Source organism: Yoonia maritima, from assembly GCF_043641945.1.
Lineage (GTDB): Bacteria > Pseudomonadota > Alphaproteobacteria > Rhodobacterales > Rhodobacteraceae > Yoonia > Yoonia maritima_B.
In genome coordinates this window covers 382,874-399,729 of the sequence record NZ_JBHZRX010000001.1, presented here as the reverse complement: position 1 = coordinate 399,729, position 16,856 = coordinate 382,874, and the positions used below count along the sequence as shown (strand labels likewise).

Below are 16,856 nucleotides of genomic sequence, written 5' to 3'. Positions count from 1 at the left end.
TTAGTCTCACTTGCGCTAGTCGCGAGGGTCATTCTGAAACATATCCAGAATTGCGTTCTGAAACTGACTTAGCTTCTCAGACATCGAAAGAAGCTTGACCATCTGCTTTTGTTGGGCTTCGCTACTGTTCAGAATTGCCTCCTCTACAGCTTTTGGAAAGTCACCTAAAAGGGCTTGTTCGCGGGTATTGTTCGCAATTTGGGTTACGACCCTTTGGTTCTCCGCTACCTTGTCTTTGATGGTTCTAGCATAGCTGAGCATGTCGTCGTCGGTCAGTCCGTCGCCCGCGAATATCTCATTCAAGCGTTCAATGATTTGTGAAAGAAATTCTTCTTGCTTGTCCTTAGCCTTGCCGCTGCCCAATCCGCTGCCGGGTTCAAGCCCCTCGGCTGCATCCTGCGCCAGCTTGAGGTTCTGTTGTTTGATCTTCGAGAGGCGATAGTGGCTGAGCGCGACGTCACCTAAGTCCAACTCATCTTCTTCAATGTTCGCCTCGCGTAGAAGCGGTCCAAGTTGGCGGGCATAAAGGCTGAGTTTTTCAAGGTCTTTGTCGTCGTAATCCACAATCTGAGATATGAATTCATAGAAACGCACGAACGTCCCAAGGTCTTTTTTGAAAAGCTCAAGGGCGTCCTTTTCCTTCTTACAGTCTTTGAAGGTGTTATCCGTATTCGCGATAAGAACAGCATCACCACTCTTCTTGGCCCGCTCAAGCATCTCTAATGCGGTTCTGTAAGCTTGGGTTGCTGACGTGTAACGCGATGCCCAGCGATCAATTGCTGGCTTGCAGATATTCGCAACCGCTGCATTACTCATTGTTTGCTTGAGGAATGCTTCACAGAACCTTTCCACCTCGGACCATGTGAAAATGCCAAAGGCACGTAGTTTTTCAGATAAATCGAAAACAAGATTGGGGTTGGATACATCAACCAATTCCGCAGTCTGATAATACTCTTGGAAAGCAGCAAGCACATCGTCAGGCTCATTGAAGAAGTCGAGGACATAGGTCCCGCTTACATCTTTACCGGGGTAAGTGCGGTTCAGTCGCGATAGTGTTTGGACGCACTCCACGCCTGCCAGCTTCTTATCGACATACATTGCGCACAGCTTTGGTTGATCAAAACCAGTCTGGAACTTGTTGGCCACGATCATCACCTGATAGTCGTCGCTATCGAAGGCCTTGCGCATGTCACGGCCCTTAAGGCGGGGGTTCATACCCGTTTCGGTGAACTTTTCGCCAATCAAGCCTTCAACATTTGGGTCACTTTCCGAGAACTCGACTTCCCCCGAAAAGGCCACCATCGCATGCACTTTATCATAGCCCATTTCGGCAATGTATTTGTCGAACCCCATCTTGTATCTAACGGCTTCCTTGCGGGAACTGGTGACGACCATCGCTTTGGCTTGGCCACCTAACAGGCCACTGATGTTGTCCTTAAAGTGTTCGACGATCACACGCACTTTCTGCGAGATGTTGTAATCATGCAGACGGACCCATTGGTTCAGCTTGACCTTGGCTTTCTTACTATCAACCTCAGCATCCGCCTCTTGGGCCTTCAGGGCCAGATTATAGGCCACCTTGTAGCTCGTGTAGTTGCGCAAGACGTCAAGGATGAAACCTTCCTCAATCGCCTGACGCATGGAATAGACGTGATATGCCTCGGGGCGGTTTGTCTTTGACGGTTGCTCATCGGGGTTCGGAACGCGCCCGAACAGTTCAAGCGTCTTGGTCTTTGGGGTGGCGGTAAACGCAAAGTAGCTGAGGTTTGTTGCAGTACGGCGGGCGGCGACAGTTGCATCGAGAATATCCTCTGAACTCAGCTCCTCATCACCGTCGCGCTCATCCAGCATCAACACCTCTTTCAGTTTCCGCGCGGTGGAACCCGTCTGCGATGAATGGGCCTCATCTGCGATAATGGCGTAGTTGCGTTCTTTTAGGCTGGTGCTGTTTTCAATCGCCTTCAACACGTGGGGGAATGTCTGGATTGTCACGATGATAATGGGCTGTGACTCTTCCAACGCATGGGCCAGCTTTTCCGACTTCGACCCATCACCTTCTTCACGGTTGATGCGGCCAACCACGCCGTCCACATGTTCGAACTGATAGATGGTTTCTTGCAACTGATCATCCAGCACCGTGCGGTCGGTGACGATGATGACGCTATCGAACACTTTCTTTGGGCCATCATAAAGGGATGAAAGCTGATGCGCGGTCCATGCGATGGAATTGGATTTGCCCGAGCCAGCGCTATGTTGGATTAAATACTTGTTGCCCGGCCCCTCGACCTTACCAGCTTCGACCAGTTTCCCGACCACATCCCACTGGTGATAGCGGGGAAAGATCATCGTTTCTTTCTTGAATTTGCGGCCTTCAAAGTCCTCGCGGTCTTCGATTTGCAAATGCATGAACCGGGCAAGGATGTTCAGCAGGGCGTCGGGTTGCAGCACCTCTTGCCACAGATAGGCGGTGGCGTATTCGTTTTCGTCCTCGGGCACGTCATTGCCTGCGCCGCCGTCCTTGGTGCCTTTGTTGAAGGGCAGAAAATAGGTGTCCGCGCCCTCCAGCTTGGTCGCCATATAGACCTCGTACTGACTGACCGCGAAATGCACTAAGGCACCGCGCTTGAACGTCAGCAGCGGCTCTGGCTTCTTGGTGGTTGGGTCCACGGGCGGGCGGGTTTTCTTGTATTGATTGACGGCGTTTTGCACGGATTGTTTGAATTCTGATTTCAGCTCAAGCGTGACAATCGGCAGACCGTTCACGAACAGCACCAGATCAATGCGCCACTTCTTGGCCTGAGTGCCTTCCGCTGCCAAATGCGCATCAGTGGCGTAGGGACTGTAGACCAGCTCTGGCACGATGCGCAGGCGGTTTTGTTTGTAGCGGGTCAGGGTGTCGGGGTTCAGGTCATGTTCGGGCTTGAACTGGCACAGCTTGAACTTGGCGTTGCGGTCTTTGACGCCGTGGCGCAACACGCCGAGGGTGCCAAAGGTGCGCAGCTGTTTGCCAGTGGCGTTGGGGTCAGCCTTGTTCAGCTGGCTGGCGACACGGGCCAACAGTTTGGCCTCTGGGTCGCTTGGGTAATTCTTGCAGTGCTTTTGCCATTCGGCGTCTTGCGTATCTTTGACAAAGCCAATCAGGTCTTCGGTATAAATCGCCAAGTCACGGTTATAGCCCGCAGGGCTGCCAAGCTGCCAACCAGAGGCGACCATTTGAGCAATCATGTCGTTTTGAAACACCTGTTCGACGGTGACTTCCTTGATCATGCCATAGCCTCTTTGTCTTGAGTGGTGTCTGTTGCCGCTGCCGGAGCCTGCCAATCGCGCAGATCAATTTTTCCCGTCACAGCGGCAGAGATCAGCGCCGTGCGGCGTTCTTTGAGAAGGGTGATGGCGGATTGGGCTTTGTCTAATAGCTCATTAAACTTCGCAACTTGCTGGCCTAAGAATTTCACGATTTCCCCTCTTTCTTTTTCCGGGGGGAGAGGTATCTCAAAGCTTAATAAGTTGCCGGTTGTAAGCTGGTTAATCGTCGACGTCAAAAAAGTGCCTGATTGGAATTCAAACAACGAGGAATTGAGAACGGCTGACAAATAGGCATTCATCTCACTTCGAAAAATGCACATAAACGCCCCGAATGCAGCACCTTCCAGATCAGCGGTGATTTGAGCGTTTTTCCCAATTAATGCGCGACTTCCGTTTCGCGAACATATCAGCAGGTCTCCCTCTATGACACATGCTTTCTTGGGTATTACGCCCTTCACATAAACATTGTCGTTAAATGCGAGTTTAGCGTTTTGAATATTTGAGGAACGTAGAACTAATGTACCGTCGCCCTCAGCGACTACGTCATCAGGCGAATAAGTTAACCCGTTCCATGCATTGCCAAGATACTTAAGCCGTTTCACCTCCCAATGTGCAGGGACATCGCCGAGCCAGTCGATGCCGGAGGGGCGCAGGGGGGCGGTCGGGTCGAGGCCCTTGGTCACCGCATGGCTGATCACCGCTTGGCGCTTTTCCTCAAGCAGCGCAATCAACCGCTGCTGCTTGGCAATCAACGCATCAATCTTGGCCGTCTCATAATCCAAAAAAGCCGCGATTTTGGTTTGTTCTTGTTCGGGGACGATAGGCAAGGACACTTGTGCAAAATTATCAAACCTCAATGCCTGCCCATCTCGAACAAGATTTGAAGTGCTTTGAAGGGCCTGAATGTACTGTTTGCACTTGAAAAAATAAGAGAAAAAAGCAGGAACTACATGCTTTTGTGGAATTACCCCAACATATGCTGAACTAACACATCCTGCGTATTTGCACCATTCAAGGCCGCCCTGAAAGCTGCGCATACTGATAACGAAATCATCGGCTTCAACGTGCTTGAGAATTTCAGAACCTGTAATGACTTGAACCACTCGTTGACTCTCGATTTTCATAAATTCTTTTTGATAGATAATTCCGTACTTTTGCGAAGCGGTTAGCTGCTCATCGTCAGGTCGCGCTCTCTCTTTTCTTTGAGAGAACAAACGACGGCTTTGGATCATTTCCCAACCCTCAGGAATATCTCCTAACCACTCCAAGCCTGACGGCTTATAGGCCGGATAAGGTCGATACTTCGCTTGTCCTGCGCCTGTCATCACACATGCACCTCTTGCAGCAGGGCCATGATCTCGGCGCTGACCGCGTCCAGCTCTGCGTCGATCTCGGCCAGATCGCGGGGTGGGGTGTAGGTATAGAAATGCCGGTTGAATGGGATTTCATAGCCAACGATGCCAATGCCGCCGTCAATCGCATCCACCTTGCCCGCATCGATCCACGCGTCCGGCACATGGGGCGCGACCTCGGCCTTAAAATACGCCTCGTTCACCGTATTCACAGGTTGCGATGGGTCCAGCGGGACGTTCTCATTATCGCGCAGATCGCCGTCAGGTTTATATTCAATCGTCTGCCCATCCACCTCAAACAGCCCGTAAAGCGGATTGGCGGGGGTACCTTTGTGGACCTTCTTGATGACCTTCACGGCCTTGGGGTTTTTCCAGCTGACAGCGGCGGTGATCTGTTTCTTGGCGGTGGTGTCCAGCTTGACACCCGTGGCTTTCAGCGTGGCATCAAACCCGTTCATATCGTCGTGCTGGTCCGTCCCGATCTTGGCCTGCAACGCCCGTGCGGCCTGCAAAATCGCCAATTGATCGCGCCATGTCTTGGGGTCCAGCGCATCCTTGATCTGTTTCTCTTTCAGTTCAGGGAACTCTGCCTTGATATGGGTGCGGATTTCAATTTCATGCGCAGTCAACACGCCATAGTCGGTTCCGTCCTCATCCCAGTTGGTGCCGTAGGTTTCATAAATCCATTGGGTGACGGCGTTCAGGGGCTTGGGCGCAAAGCGTAAGCTGGCGATACGGTCATCGCTGAACTGATAACTTTCGCGCAAGGGCCGCTCAATCGTGAGTCGACGATAGCCGAATTCATGGCTGTCAAAGATTTTAGCGGCAAAGGTTTTTGGGGTCTCAGCTTTGGGCGTGTCCGATTGTCTGCCCCGGTTGCTTTTGGCATCGGCGGGTTTGTCCAAGGTTTCGGCCTGCACAGGTTCAAAGGCCCCAAAGCAGCGGGTGATTGTCGCGATATCGTCGGTGTCCATCCATTTCCGTTTGGAACCCAGCGATTTGCGCATCTTGCTATACAGATCTGTACCGTTGATCAGCTGGACCTTGCCTTTACGCTCTGGGGTCTTTTTGTTCGTCAGTATCCAAACATATGTCGCAATGCCGGTATTGTAGAACATGTCTGTGGGCAGGGCGATGATGGCCTCTAACAAATCAGATTCAAGGATATGGCGGCGAATTTCGCTTTCGCCTGACCCAGCGCCGCCTGTGAACAGGGGCGACCCGTTCAGAATAATCCCAATGCGCCCGCCGCCTGTGTCCGTGTCACGCAGTTTGGAAATCAAGTGCATGAGGAACAGAAGGGACCCATCAGAGACACGCGGGAGGCCGGGGCCAAAGCGCCCGTCAAAGCCCTTGATCGCATTTTCGTCTTTGATGTCTTTTTCGATCTTTTTCCAGTCCACACCAAACGGCGGGTTGGAGAGCATATAGTCGAACTTGTCGTTGACCAGTTGGTCCTGCGATAGGGTGTTGCCCAGTTTGATGTTGGTGACATCTTGCCCTTTGATCAGCATGTCCGCTTTACAGATCGCATAGCTTTCGGGGTTCAATTCCTGACCAAAGGCCCGCATGACCGCGCCGGGGTTCATTTGCAGAACATATTCCATCCCCGCAGACAGGAACCCACCCGTGCCCGCTGTGGGGTCATAAATGGTGCGGATGATGCCGTCGCCCGAAAGGCTGCTATCGTCATCTGTAAAGACAAGCGAGGTGGTAAGATCAACGATATCGCGCGGTGTGAAGTGTTCCCCAGCGGTTTCATTGGACCCCTCGGCAAAGCGGCGGATGAGTTCCTCAAACACCAGCCCCATGTCGTGGTTCGAGACGACTTCGGGTCTTAGGTCTGCGCCTTTGACCTGTTGCACGGCTTTGTAGAGAAGGTTTGCATCGGCGAGCTGCGCGATGAATTCACCGAACTTGAAATGTTCGAATATCTCGCGGGCGTCTTTGGAAAAGCACTGAATGTAGCTTTCCAAATTGTCTTTTATGCCAGTGGCACCCAAGGTGGACAGGTCCATCTGCGAGGTGTTGTAGAACGATAGTCCCGATGCGCGTAACAGAAATTTTTCTTTTGCTTCTTCTTGTAGGCCTAAGCTTTCAAGCCGTTCAACTTCAGCCAGCACCGCCGCCTTATGTTCACTGAACACACATTCGAGGCGACGTAGGAGCGTAAAGGGTAGGATGATGCGCCCGTATTGGCTCTGTTTGAAGTCGCCGCGTAGAAGATCAGCAAGCGACCAGATGTAGGACGCGAGGTTGTTTGTCGATTGAGACACGATTGCTACCCGTAATAGAATTAATTGTTATTGCTAAGACCGTAGTTCGGCAAAGTTTTAATGTACAGATGAACGCAATCAATAGGAGTGCGAAACGCTATGAACAGTTTAAAACGCATGACATCACAGTCAGTAAATGGGAACACGCTTGACTGGTGAGAAGTGGAACTTGGTCAATAGCATTGGTCAATGATGGTCAATGTTTGCCCGTAAGTCATTGTTTTGCAATGATATATGGGTAATGGCGGAGGCTCAGGGATTCGAACCCTGGGAGGACTTTCACCCTCGTCGGTTTTCAAGACCGGTGCATTCGACCACTCTGCCAAGCCTCCGTTGCGCGGTCTCTAACGGGTCCGAAATGATTCGAAAAGCAGGTTTTTGCATTGGGGAAATCCGCCGACATTTTTGCCTTGAGACTTCCATAAGGCGCGGGGGGGCGTTATCGTTCAACCAAACAGGCGTCGCTTGTGGGGTTGGTCTTGTGCGATGGCCAAGTTTTACAGGGCGCGAGCATTAATAAGAGCAGTTGGTAAACAACTGAAATCCCCGCAGTTATGGGGCGCAACATGGGGGCGAAGAATGACGGGCAAAAAAAATATTATTGGTAGCCGTAAGCCGTTTGTATTGGCGGTTGTCGCAGCGGTGGGACTAACTGCATGTGATGAGAACGGAGAATTTGCGTTTCCATCAGGCGACGATAGCGCATCTTCTGAGGCTCCGGCGAAACGCACCACGCAATTGGTGCAGACAGAAACAGACGTTGAGCGCCCGGATATCTTTGAGGTCAATGACCGTGGCCTGTGGGATGGTCGCCCATCGCTAGGTGGTGTTTGGGTTGCGCATCCTGATGTTGCCGACCCTGAGCGCGTGATCATTCGTAATCCAGAGAACGGAAAATCAATCGTTGGTGCGCTTTTCCGTCGTGAACGCGAAAACCCAGGCCCGCTGTTGCAGGTGTCCTCTGACGCGGCCGAGGCCTTGGGCCTATTGGCAGGGGCACCAACAGAGTTGAGCGTCGTTGCCTTGCGCCGTGAAGAAATCGAAGTTCCGCAAGAGCCAGCCGAAACACCAGAAGAAAACCCAGTTGTGGCCAGCCTCGCGGCACCTGTGAATGTTGCGGAAACACCATTGGATGCTGAACCTGTAAAGGCTGCAGGAAACGCTGCTGTGAAGGTTGATCTTCCTGATGCGCCATCTATTGATCCAATCGCTGGCGCGGCTGCTGCTATCGCAGCCGTTGAGGCCGGGCAGGGCGGCGGTGCTGAAAAAGCGGCAGAGGCAGTGCCCGCAGTTGTTGCGGCAACGGGTGACGCTACCGCACCACTGGCCCAAATCGGGGTCTTTAGTGTTGAGCGTAACGCAAATGACGCCGCGCAGAAAATTCGCAACGCGGGCATTCGTGCCTCGGTTGAGCCACAAGATGCTGGCGGTCGGACCGTTTGGCGCGTAGTGGCTGGACCTGTGTCGGATGATGCGACGCTTGCCCAGTTGAAATCGATTGGTTTTGTTGACGCGTTTGTTCTTCCCGCCGAGTAGTGCACAAAAATTCGGAGCATTGATCAGATGATCTATTCCAAACTACGCCTGACTGTGATCGCGCTGTGCTTTGGCGCAACGACAAGTTTCGCCCAAACCTTTGATACGTCGGCACGCGCGGCCTATGTCTTTGACCAGACAACGGGCACTGTCTTGCTGGCAAAAGAAGAAGACGTACCGCTGCCACCTGCGTCGATGTCCAAGCTCATGACTGTCTATATGGCGTTTGAGGCAATCGCAGATGGGCGTCTGACGATTGACGAAGAATTGCCCGTGTCTTCGCATGCGGCCGCATATACCGGGTCGTCGATGTTCTTGGACACGACTGATCGGGTCACCGTCGAAGATCTGTTGCGTGGCGTGATTATTCTATCTGGCAATGACGCAAGCGCCGTTCTGGCCGAGGCGCTGTCCCCTGATGGGTCAGAGGCTGGTTTCGCCCGAATGATGACACAGCGCGCACAGCAAATGGGGATGGAGAATTCGACCTTTGCAAACTCAAACGGATGGCCCGCAGCCGGTCACCGAATGTCGGTCGAAGATTTGGGCATTCTTGCGGACCGTTTGATTAAGGATTTTCCGACGTACTATCCTTTGTTCGCAGAACGTGAATTCGCGTTTGATGGCCGTGTGCCTTCAAATTCCCGCAACCGTAACCCTGTGCTGTCTCTTGGGATTGGTGCGGATGGTCTGAAAACGGGCCACACGAGCGAGGCAGGGTATGGGCTTGTTGGCTCTGCCAAGCAGGGCGATCGTCGCATTATCTTTGTTTTGACGGGGCTCTCATCCGAACAAGCGCGTGCAGAAGAAGCCGAGCGTCTAGTGAACTGGGCTTATCGTCAGTTCGCGCAAAAGGATGTCGTTGATGCAGGAAGCCGCATTGCTACTGCGGATGTATGGATGGGCGCAGCGCCGACTGTTGGTCTAACGGTTGCCGAAAACCTATCGCTGTTGGTGCCGGTTCTTAACCAAGGTAACGTTGAAGCAGAAGTGGTCTACAACGGTCCAATCCAAGCGCCAATCGCAGCAGGCGACCAGTTGGCAGAGCTTGTGATCAACCTTGATGGTCTGCCCGAAAAACGCGTGCCGCTTATCGCAGAGGCCGATGTGCCAGAAGGCGGCTTTGCGACGCGGTTGCGGACGGCTGCAACGGTGCTGTGGACCAAATTCGGCCCGCAATCATCAGAGGCACCCGAAGAGGCATGACCACGCCCAAGTTCATTACGTTTGAAGGCATCGACGGTTCCGGAAAATCCACGCAGTCACGGTTGTTCGCAGATCATCTGCGGGCGCAGGGGCATGATGTTATCTTAACGCGCGAACCGGGCGGTAGCCCCGGTGCCGAGGAAATCCGGCAGCTTGTCTTAACGGGTGACCCGGATCGTTGGTCTGCCGAGACCGAAATTTTGCTATTCACGGCAGCCCGCCGTGATCATCTGGAAAAAACCATCCAACCGGCTTTGGCCGCTGGAAAGACGGTTATCTGTGACCGCTTTGCCGATAGCACCCGCGTTTATCAGGGCGCGACACGTGGCGATCTTCGTACGATGGTCGACAGCCTGCATGAACTGATGATCGGGCGCGAACCTGATCTGACCTTTATTATCGACATGGACCCAGCTACGGCGCTTGAGCGCGGACTAGCGCGTAAATCTGGTGAAGACCGGTTCGAAGACTTCGGTTTGGGTTTTCAAGAAACGCTGCGCCACGGCTTTTTGGCGCTGGCACATGCCCATCCCAATCGCTGTGTGCTGGTTGATGGTAATCGGACGCCTGAACAAATTGCCAGTGAAATCGCGGCCCATCTATGACTGACGATACCCTCCCTGAACCCGACCGGATCGAGGGCGCACCCCATCCGCGCGAAACAGCCCTGCTGTTTGGTCAGGCAAAAGCCGAAGCTGATTTTCTAGACGCGTTTCAATCCGGACGGATGCATTCTGGTTGGTTGATCACGGGTCCGCGCGGTGTTGGTAAGGCCACGCTTGCGTGGAAGATTGCGACGTTTTTGTTGGCTGACGAAGGCGTCGGGCTATTCGGTAATCCGAGTCTTTATGTCGATCCAGAGCATCCAGATGCGCGGCTCGTCCATTCTGGCGCGCATCCGCGCCTATCGGTGATCCGTCGTCCTTGGGATGAAAAGACAAAAAAACTGCGCAGTGAAATCACTGTCGATGCTGTGCGCACGCTTAAAACATTTTTTCAGATGTCATCAGCGGATGGTGGGCGACGTGTTGTGATTGTCGATGCGGCGGATGAATTGAACCGGAACGCTGCCAACGCGATCCTGAAAGAACTGGAAGAGCCGCCCGCGAACACGGTGATTATGCTGATCGCGCATCAGCCGTCACGGCTATTGCCGACGATCCGGTCTCGGTGCCGGGAGTTACGCTGCAGTTCTTTGAACGCATCTGATTTGCAGCAAGCGCTAGAACAATCTGGTCACGCGGCTGACAATGCTGAAAGTCTTGCCGCCTTGGCTGGCGGTTCGGCAGGCGATGCGATCCGGCTATTGAACCACGATGGCCTGCAATTGTACGGCGAACTGGTCAAACTTTTTGAAGGAATGCCACGTATCGACCGGCCAGCGGCGCTCAAACTTGCGGATAGCTGCACGGGGCGTGCGGCCGATGTGCGCTTTGGTATGACGCTAGATTTAATTGATCTGTTCTTGTCGCGTGCCGCGCGGGCAGGGCTGATGGGGGAACCGAAGGCCCAAGGCGCAATGGGCGAGGCCCGTTTGCTGACACGGATATCCCCGGATGATCGGATGGCCCGCAAGTGGGCGCAGCTTCAACAAGATTTGTCGAACAGATCTCGGTATGGGCGTGCGGTGAACCTTGACCCTGCTGCGCTGATCCTTGATATCATTTTCAAGATAGAAGAGACGGCGCTAGGCGTCGCTGCAGCCTGAAAGCCGCGCCATGAGCCAACCAACAATCGTCGATAGCCACTGCCACCTAGATTTCCCGGATTTCGAAGGCGAACTGCCTGATGTCATCCAGCGCGCATTAGATGCGGGCGTAGAACGGATGGTGACAATTTGTACGCGGCTTGATGCAGAACCCACCGTCCGCGCCATCGCCGAGACATATTCACCTGTCTACTATGCGGCTGGTATTCACCCGATGCGTGCTGGCGAGGAACCATTGGTTTCGGCTGATCAACTGATCAGTTTTGCAAAGCACCCTAAGTTCGTTGGTATTGGTGAGACCGGTTTAGATTACCACTACACTGCCGAAACCAAGGATATCCAACAGGAAAGCTTGCGGGTGCATATCGCTGCGGCACGCGAAACAAAGCTGCCACTGATTATCCACGCGCGCGCCGCTGACGATGATATGGCTCGGATACTGTCCGAGGAATATGCGAATGGTGCGTACACTTGCGTGATGCATTGCTTTTCTAGCTCTGCCGAGCTTGGCAAGGCTGCACTGGACCTTGGGTTCTATTTGTCGATGTCAGGCATCGCTGCGTTCCCGAAAAGCAAAGAACTGCGCGATATTTTCGTGAGCGCGCCGATTGATCGGATATTGGTCGAAACGGACAGCCCGTACCTTGCGCCACCGCCGCACCGTGGCAAACGCAATGAGCCAGCTTACTCGGCGCTGACCGCGCGCGTGGGGGCCGAAGCATTTGGCATGGACTACGCCGACTTTGCCCGCCAAACGACCGAGAACTTTGATCGGCTGTTCTGGAAAGCCGCGCAATGACAGATACCCTCACGGTTACCATTTTGGGCTGTGGTTCCTCTGGTGGAGTGCCAAGGCTTGGTGGGCTGTGGGGAGACTGTGATCCGACCAATCCAAAGAACCGTCGCCGTCGTTGTTCTATTCTACTGACCCGATCAAACGGGCAGGGCGAAACGCGGGTCTTGATCGACACGTCACCTGATCTGCGCGACCAACTGTTGGATGCCGATGTCGGGACATTGGATGCTGTGGTTTACACACATGGCCACGCTGACCATGTGCACGGGATCGACGACCTACGGATGATCGTGTTCAACACACGTAAGATGCTTCCTGTCTGGGCTGACGCGGAAACGGCTTTGGGTTTACGCAAACGTTTTGGGTATATCTTTGAAACCCCAGCAGGGTCATCTTATCCGCCGATTTGCGAGCTAAATGAAATTGCCCATGATGTGACTGTTACCGGGGCAGGGGGCGCGATTACGCTGTCGCCCTTTACAGTCAGTCATGGTGAGATAGACGCGCTTGGTTTCAGGATGAATGACGTGGCCTATATCCCCGACGTTTCCGGGATATCCGAAGCTGCATGGGATCAACTCCAAAACCTAGACTGCTGGATTATTGATGCGCTGCGCCGTTCGCCGCATCCTTCGCATTCACATCTTGAACAAACGCTGAATTGGGTCGCAAAAGCGCAGCCAAAACAGGCAGTTCTGACGAATATGCATAACGATTTAGATTACGCGACGGTGGCGGCTGAAACGCCCGCGCATGTCGTGCCTGCCTATGATGGTATGACCCTGACGTTCGACGTTACCTAACCTTTAACAAGGAAGGGTTAAGGAAAGATTTGCGGCGCAGCCGTATCTAAAGGAATGGCTACTGATGACCGCGCTTATTGATGTGATTTTGCCCGTCTTTTTTGTGATTGGGTTTGGATACCTTGCAGTTTGGAAAGGTTATTTTGACGATAGCGTTGTCGATGGATTGATGAAATTCACCCAAGGCTTTGCGATCCCGTGCCTTTTGTTCCGTGCGATTTCGACGTTGGATTTGCAGCAAAACTTCGATGTAGCGTTGCTGTTTTCATTTTACACGGGGGCCTTGGTCGGGTTCGCCGCTAGTTTTGTTGGCGCGCGCGTGTTTTTCAAACGTGACTGGGAAGATTGCGTTGCTTTCGGGTTTTGCGGCTTGTTCTCAAACTCTTTGTTGTTGGGACTGCCGATTACGGAACGTGCTTATGGCCCCGACGCGCTGGAATCCAACTATGCCATCATCGCGATCCATTCGCCGTTTTGTTACGGGGTTGGCATTACCGCGATGGAGATCGTGCGCAATTGGGGCGGCAGCGTCGCTGCGCTGCCGCGCAAGGTGCTGACCGCGATGTTCAGCAACGCACTCATTATTGGTATCAGCCTTGGGTTTGTCGTGAACCTTGGCGGCATCCCGGTTCCTGGCGTTCTTACCGATGCAGTCGACTTGATCGCGCGCGCCGCGTTGCCTGCGGCGCTGTTTGGGTTGGGCGGTGTGCTTTATCGCTATCGCCCCGAAGGCGACATGCGGGCGATTTTGTTCGTGGTGTCGATTTCGCTTTTGCTACACCCTGCAATCGTGTGGGTTCTTGGCGGGATGAATGACCTTAGCACGTCTGCCACACGGTCTGCGATCCTGACCAGCGCGATGGCGCCCGGTGTGAATGCTTACGTCTTTGCCAACATGTATGGTCGGGCGCGTCGCGTTGCGGCCTCTGCGGTTCTGATGGGTACGGGGTTATCGATCATTACTGTCTGGGGTTGGTTACACGTTCTTCCCTGAAACGGACGATCAGAAACGAAAAAGGCGGGCCGTGATTGGCCCGCCTTTTGTGTTCAGAAACTAGAATTGTTAGCTTGGTGACATACCGCGCAGGCGCTCAGACCGGCGGCGCAGCAGTTCTACAGTTGCCAGCAGCAAGATCGAAATGCCGACCAAGACAGTCGCAACCGCTAGGATCGTCGGGCTGATTTGTTCGCGTAAGCCTGTGAACATCTGCCATGGCAGTGTTTTCTGTGCAGCGGCACCCACAAACAGGACCACGACGACCTCGTCAAATGACGTGATGAAGGCGAACAAGCCGCCTGAGATCACACCGGGCAGGATCAGTGGCATTTGCACCCGAAAGAACGTCACAGTAGGCGTTGCACCCATGTTTGCGGCTGCACGTGTCAGTGACTGGTCAAATCCCACTAGCGTCGCAGTCACAGTGATGATGACAAAAGGGATGCCCAGTGCAGCATGTGCCAAGATGACCTTGATATAACCGGACAGGGATTTGGAGATACCAAAGGTTTGCTCCATCCAAAGGCCCATCTGGCTGTAGAAAAAGAACATACCTGTCGCCGAGATAATCAATGGAACGATCATCGGTGAAATCAGGATCGCCATGATCCCACGGCGGAAGGGCACGTGCGATTGCGACAGACCTATAGCGGCCAAAGTGCCCAGTGAAACCGAGATGATCGTCGCGAACGGCGCAATGATCAGAGAGTTTTTGAGAGGTCTGATCCAGTCAGGGTTCGTAAAGAAATCACGGTAGTGTTTCAGCGAATATCCCTCTGGGTCCAACGCGAGCATCTTTGGCGTGAACGTAAAGAAGTTCTCTGCGTTAAACGACAGCGGGATGATGATGATAATCGGGGCGATCAAGAAGAACAGGATCAGCCCCACGATAACGCGGAAAGAATAATACCAGATCTTCTGACCGGTGGTTGCGTAGATTGGCAAGCTCATCAGATCAGCCCCCTAGTTTCACGTTGTCGATGCCGACGATCCGGTCATAGGCCCAGTAAAGCGCCAGAACGATTGCCAACAAGATTGCGCCAAGTGCCGCAGCCAAACCCCAGTTAAGCGAGCTAGAGATGTGGTATGCGATCCGGTTCGAGATAAAGACACCCTTGGTACCACCCACGATTTCAGGCGTGATGTAGTAACCAATCGACAGGATAAACACGAGGATCGAACCAGCGCCGATACCCGGCACGGATTGCGGAAAGTAGACGCGCCAAAAGGCTGTCCAGTTTGTAGCACCCAGTGATTTCGCAGCCCGCAGATAGGTCACAGGGATTGTCTGCATCACGGAATACAGCGGCAAGATCATGAATGGCAGCAGGATATGTGTCATCGCGATGATCGTGCCTGTCGCGTTGTTGATCAAAGCCAGACGGTTGTCGTCGGCGACAAATCCCACCCAGACCAGCAGGTCATTGATAACACCTTGGTTTTGCAGCAGGACTTTCCATGCGGATGTCCGAACAAGAAGCGATGTCCAGAATGGCAATAGCACAAGAATCATCAGCATGTTTGCTTTGCGCGCTGGTAGGTTCGCGAGCATCCAAGCGACCGGATAGCCAAGCAGGATACAGCTGATCGTAATCGTCATAGACATCAGCATCGTACGCCAGAAGAGGGTCAGATAGATCTGCTCGTTCTCTGGCTGCCATGCGACGCCTTCGTTTGTTTTCTGAAGATCAACAGCGTTCAGGAAATAGCCGTTTGTGTAGGCCGGGCTGTAGGTAAAGATGGTCTCCCAGACCTCTGGGTTTTTCCAGTCATCGTCAAAGCTTTCAAAGGTAGCAGCTACGTCTTCGGTCTCAAAGCTAGGGACTGCCGCAGCGGCAGAGCTAACGAGGCCGGATAGCGGTCCTGTGACCTCTAACGATGGACTCGTGGTTAGGTCGTTATAAAGCGCCAAGTAGACAACATGCCACGGCTCTTCCTCGGCGGGGCTATCGTTGTCTTCGGTTTGGATCACACGCGCAAAGTCCGCATAAATGCTGGCAGTCTGCGGTAGAACGGTCTTAGCGGCGCGCGACATGATGAAGGCGGGCTCATCGCCTGTGCCATCCCATGCCTCACGTGCGGCAATCCATTTCGGATCAGCAAGTAGGCCGACCCATGTTGCGGGTTCTTCCCACGCTGGATCAAGCGCCACGAACTGGTCGGTGTAAACTTCGCCGATGTCGTCAACCTTGCGGCCCGATTTACGGAACAGGGACGAGATACCGGACATTTCATAGTTCAGGCGGCTACCAAGGCGCGTGTGCTCTTTCAGCTCGACTGCGACCATCAAATCTTGGGCAAGCGCATCGAAGACAGGGGCAGGGGGGACGGCATCAGCGTCGTGGTCCCAGCTATCAAGCGCCTCGACCGTACGTGGAATTGTATCGCCAACGATCTGGTTCTCGACCGAGCGGAACAACATTTGTCCGATCGGGATAATGAACGTTAGCATAATGAACAAAAGCAGGGGCGCGATTAACAACAGCGCGCGCATCTTTTGGCGGCGTAATGCGCGGTTTAGGCTTGCCTTAAGTGGTGTGCCGTCTGCGGCAAGGACTTGCTCTGCCATGGTTTAGACCCCTTCGACCAAGATGATCATACTGGTTGCGTTTTCGCGGCGGATACGCGCGACCTCTTGGTATTCTTTGGAATAATATAGCGCTTTGGCGCTATCAAAGTCTGGAAACTCAAAAATCACGTGGCGATCAAAGTCGGCCCCTTCGGGCGTTTCGGACTGTCCGCCGCGGACAATGGGTGTGCCGCCGTAAGCTTCGATCATGGGCGTATCTTTGACGATATACTCCTGATAGGCATCAGGATCGTTCACGGTGATATGACCGATGATATAGCCTTTTGGCATCTTGAATTCCCGTAGA

Annotated in this window: 13 protein-coding genes and 1 tRNA gene; 7 read left to right on the top strand and 7 right to left on the bottom strand. The window is 53.4% G+C overall.

Translation table 11 applies throughout. From position 1 onward, the window contains the following. Window positions 1-15: 15 nt before the first annotated feature. The 4 genes from ACHUEV_RS02105 to ACHUEV_RS02090 all read right to left on the bottom strand — a co-directional run bounded on the left by ACHUEV_RS02105 (window position 16) and on the right by ACHUEV_RS02090 (window position 7,266). Window positions 16-3,267, bottom strand: coding sequence for a type I restriction endonuclease subunit R (locus tag ACHUEV_RS02105; protein WP_394177410.1), 3,252 nt, complete (start codon window positions 3,265-3,267; stop codon window positions 16-18). Then, window positions 3,264-4,631, bottom strand: a complete 1,368-nt coding sequence (locus tag ACHUEV_RS02100; RefSeq protein WP_394177409.1) for a restriction endonuclease subunit S — start codon at window positions 4,629-4,631, stop codon at window positions 3,264-3,266. Before ACHUEV_RS02100 ends, ACHUEV_RS02105 begins: the two co-directional genes overlap by 4 nt. Then, the gene (locus tag ACHUEV_RS02095) at window positions 4,631-6,934 is read right to left on the bottom strand and encodes a type I restriction-modification system subunit M (RefSeq protein WP_394177408.1); all 2,304 of its coding nucleotides are present in this window, start codon (window positions 6,932-6,934) and stop codon (window positions 4,631-4,633) included. Before ACHUEV_RS02095 ends, ACHUEV_RS02100 begins: the two co-directional genes overlap by 1 nt. Before the next feature lie 242 nt (window positions 6,935-7,176). Beyond that, window positions 7,177-7,266: transfer RNA gene (locus ACHUEV_RS02090), tRNA-Ser, on the bottom strand. Between the two features lie 247 nt (window positions 7,267-7,513). On the opposite strand from ACHUEV_RS02090, the gene ACHUEV_RS02085 reads away from it, so the two are divergent. From ACHUEV_RS02085 to ACHUEV_RS02055, 7 genes are all read left to right on the top strand, one after another. Then, window positions 7,514-8,470: an SPOR domain-containing protein gene (locus tag ACHUEV_RS02085; RefSeq protein ID WP_394177407.1), complete on the top strand. Its 957-nt coding sequence runs from the start codon at window positions 7,514-7,516 to the stop codon at window positions 8,468-8,470. Window positions 8,471-8,497: 27 nt separating this feature from the next. Continuing rightward, complete coding sequence (locus ACHUEV_RS02080) at window positions 8,498-9,676, top strand: D-alanyl-D-alanine carboxypeptidase family protein (RefSeq protein WP_394177406.1); 1,179 nt, start codon at window positions 8,498-8,500, stop codon at window positions 9,674-9,676. Then, on the top strand, window positions 9,673-10,281 hold the full coding sequence (gene tmk, locus ACHUEV_RS02075; protein WP_394177405.1) for a dTMP kinase: 609 nt from the start codon (window positions 9,673-9,675) through the stop codon (window positions 10,279-10,281). The genes ACHUEV_RS02080 and tmk overlap by 4 nt, the downstream gene beginning before the upstream one ends. Beyond that, a complete protein-coding gene (locus ACHUEV_RS02070) occupies window positions 10,278-11,384 on the top strand; it encodes a DNA polymerase III subunit delta' (protein WP_394177404.1) in 1,107 nt (368 codons plus the stop codon). The genes tmk and ACHUEV_RS02070 overlap by 4 nt, the downstream gene beginning before the upstream one ends. A 10-nt stretch (window positions 11,385-11,394) precedes the next feature. Continuing rightward, a complete protein-coding gene (locus tag ACHUEV_RS02065) occupies window positions 11,395-12,183 on the top strand; it encodes a TatD family hydrolase (protein WP_394177403.1) in 789 nt (262 codons plus the stop codon). Further along, window positions 12,180-12,983: an MBL fold metallo-hydrolase gene (locus ACHUEV_RS02060; protein WP_394177402.1), complete on the top strand. Its 804-nt coding sequence runs from the start codon at window positions 12,180-12,182 to the stop codon at window positions 12,981-12,983. Before ACHUEV_RS02065 ends, ACHUEV_RS02060 begins: the two co-directional genes overlap by 4 nt. Window positions 12,984-13,047: 64 nt before the next feature. Next, on the top strand, window positions 13,048-13,977 hold the full coding sequence (locus ACHUEV_RS02055; protein ID WP_394177400.1) for an AEC family transporter: 930 nt from the start codon (window positions 13,048-13,050) through the stop codon (window positions 13,975-13,977). 69 nt (window positions 13,978-14,046) lie between these two features. Here ACHUEV_RS02055 and ACHUEV_RS02050 read toward each other — a convergent pair whose 3' ends face one another. The 3 genes from ACHUEV_RS02050 to ACHUEV_RS02040 are packed head-to-tail and all read right to left on the bottom strand — an operon-like array spanning window position 14,047 to window position 16,840. Then, window positions 14,047-14,931: an ABC transporter permease gene (locus ACHUEV_RS02050; RefSeq protein ID WP_243394326.1), complete on the bottom strand. Its 885-nt coding sequence runs from the start codon at window positions 14,929-14,931 to the stop codon at window positions 14,047-14,049. 4 nt (window positions 14,932-14,935) lie between these two features. Continuing rightward, on the bottom strand, window positions 14,936-16,549 hold the full coding sequence (locus tag ACHUEV_RS02045; RefSeq protein WP_394177399.1) for an ABC transporter permease: 1,614 nt from the start codon (window positions 16,547-16,549) through the stop codon (window positions 14,936-14,938). 3 nt (window positions 16,550-16,552) lie between these two features. Then, window positions 16,553-16,840, bottom strand: a complete 288-nt coding sequence (locus ACHUEV_RS02040; RefSeq protein WP_106353520.1) for a DUF1330 domain-containing protein — start codon at window positions 16,838-16,840, stop codon at window positions 16,553-16,555. Window positions 16,841-16,856: the final 16 nt, after the last annotated feature.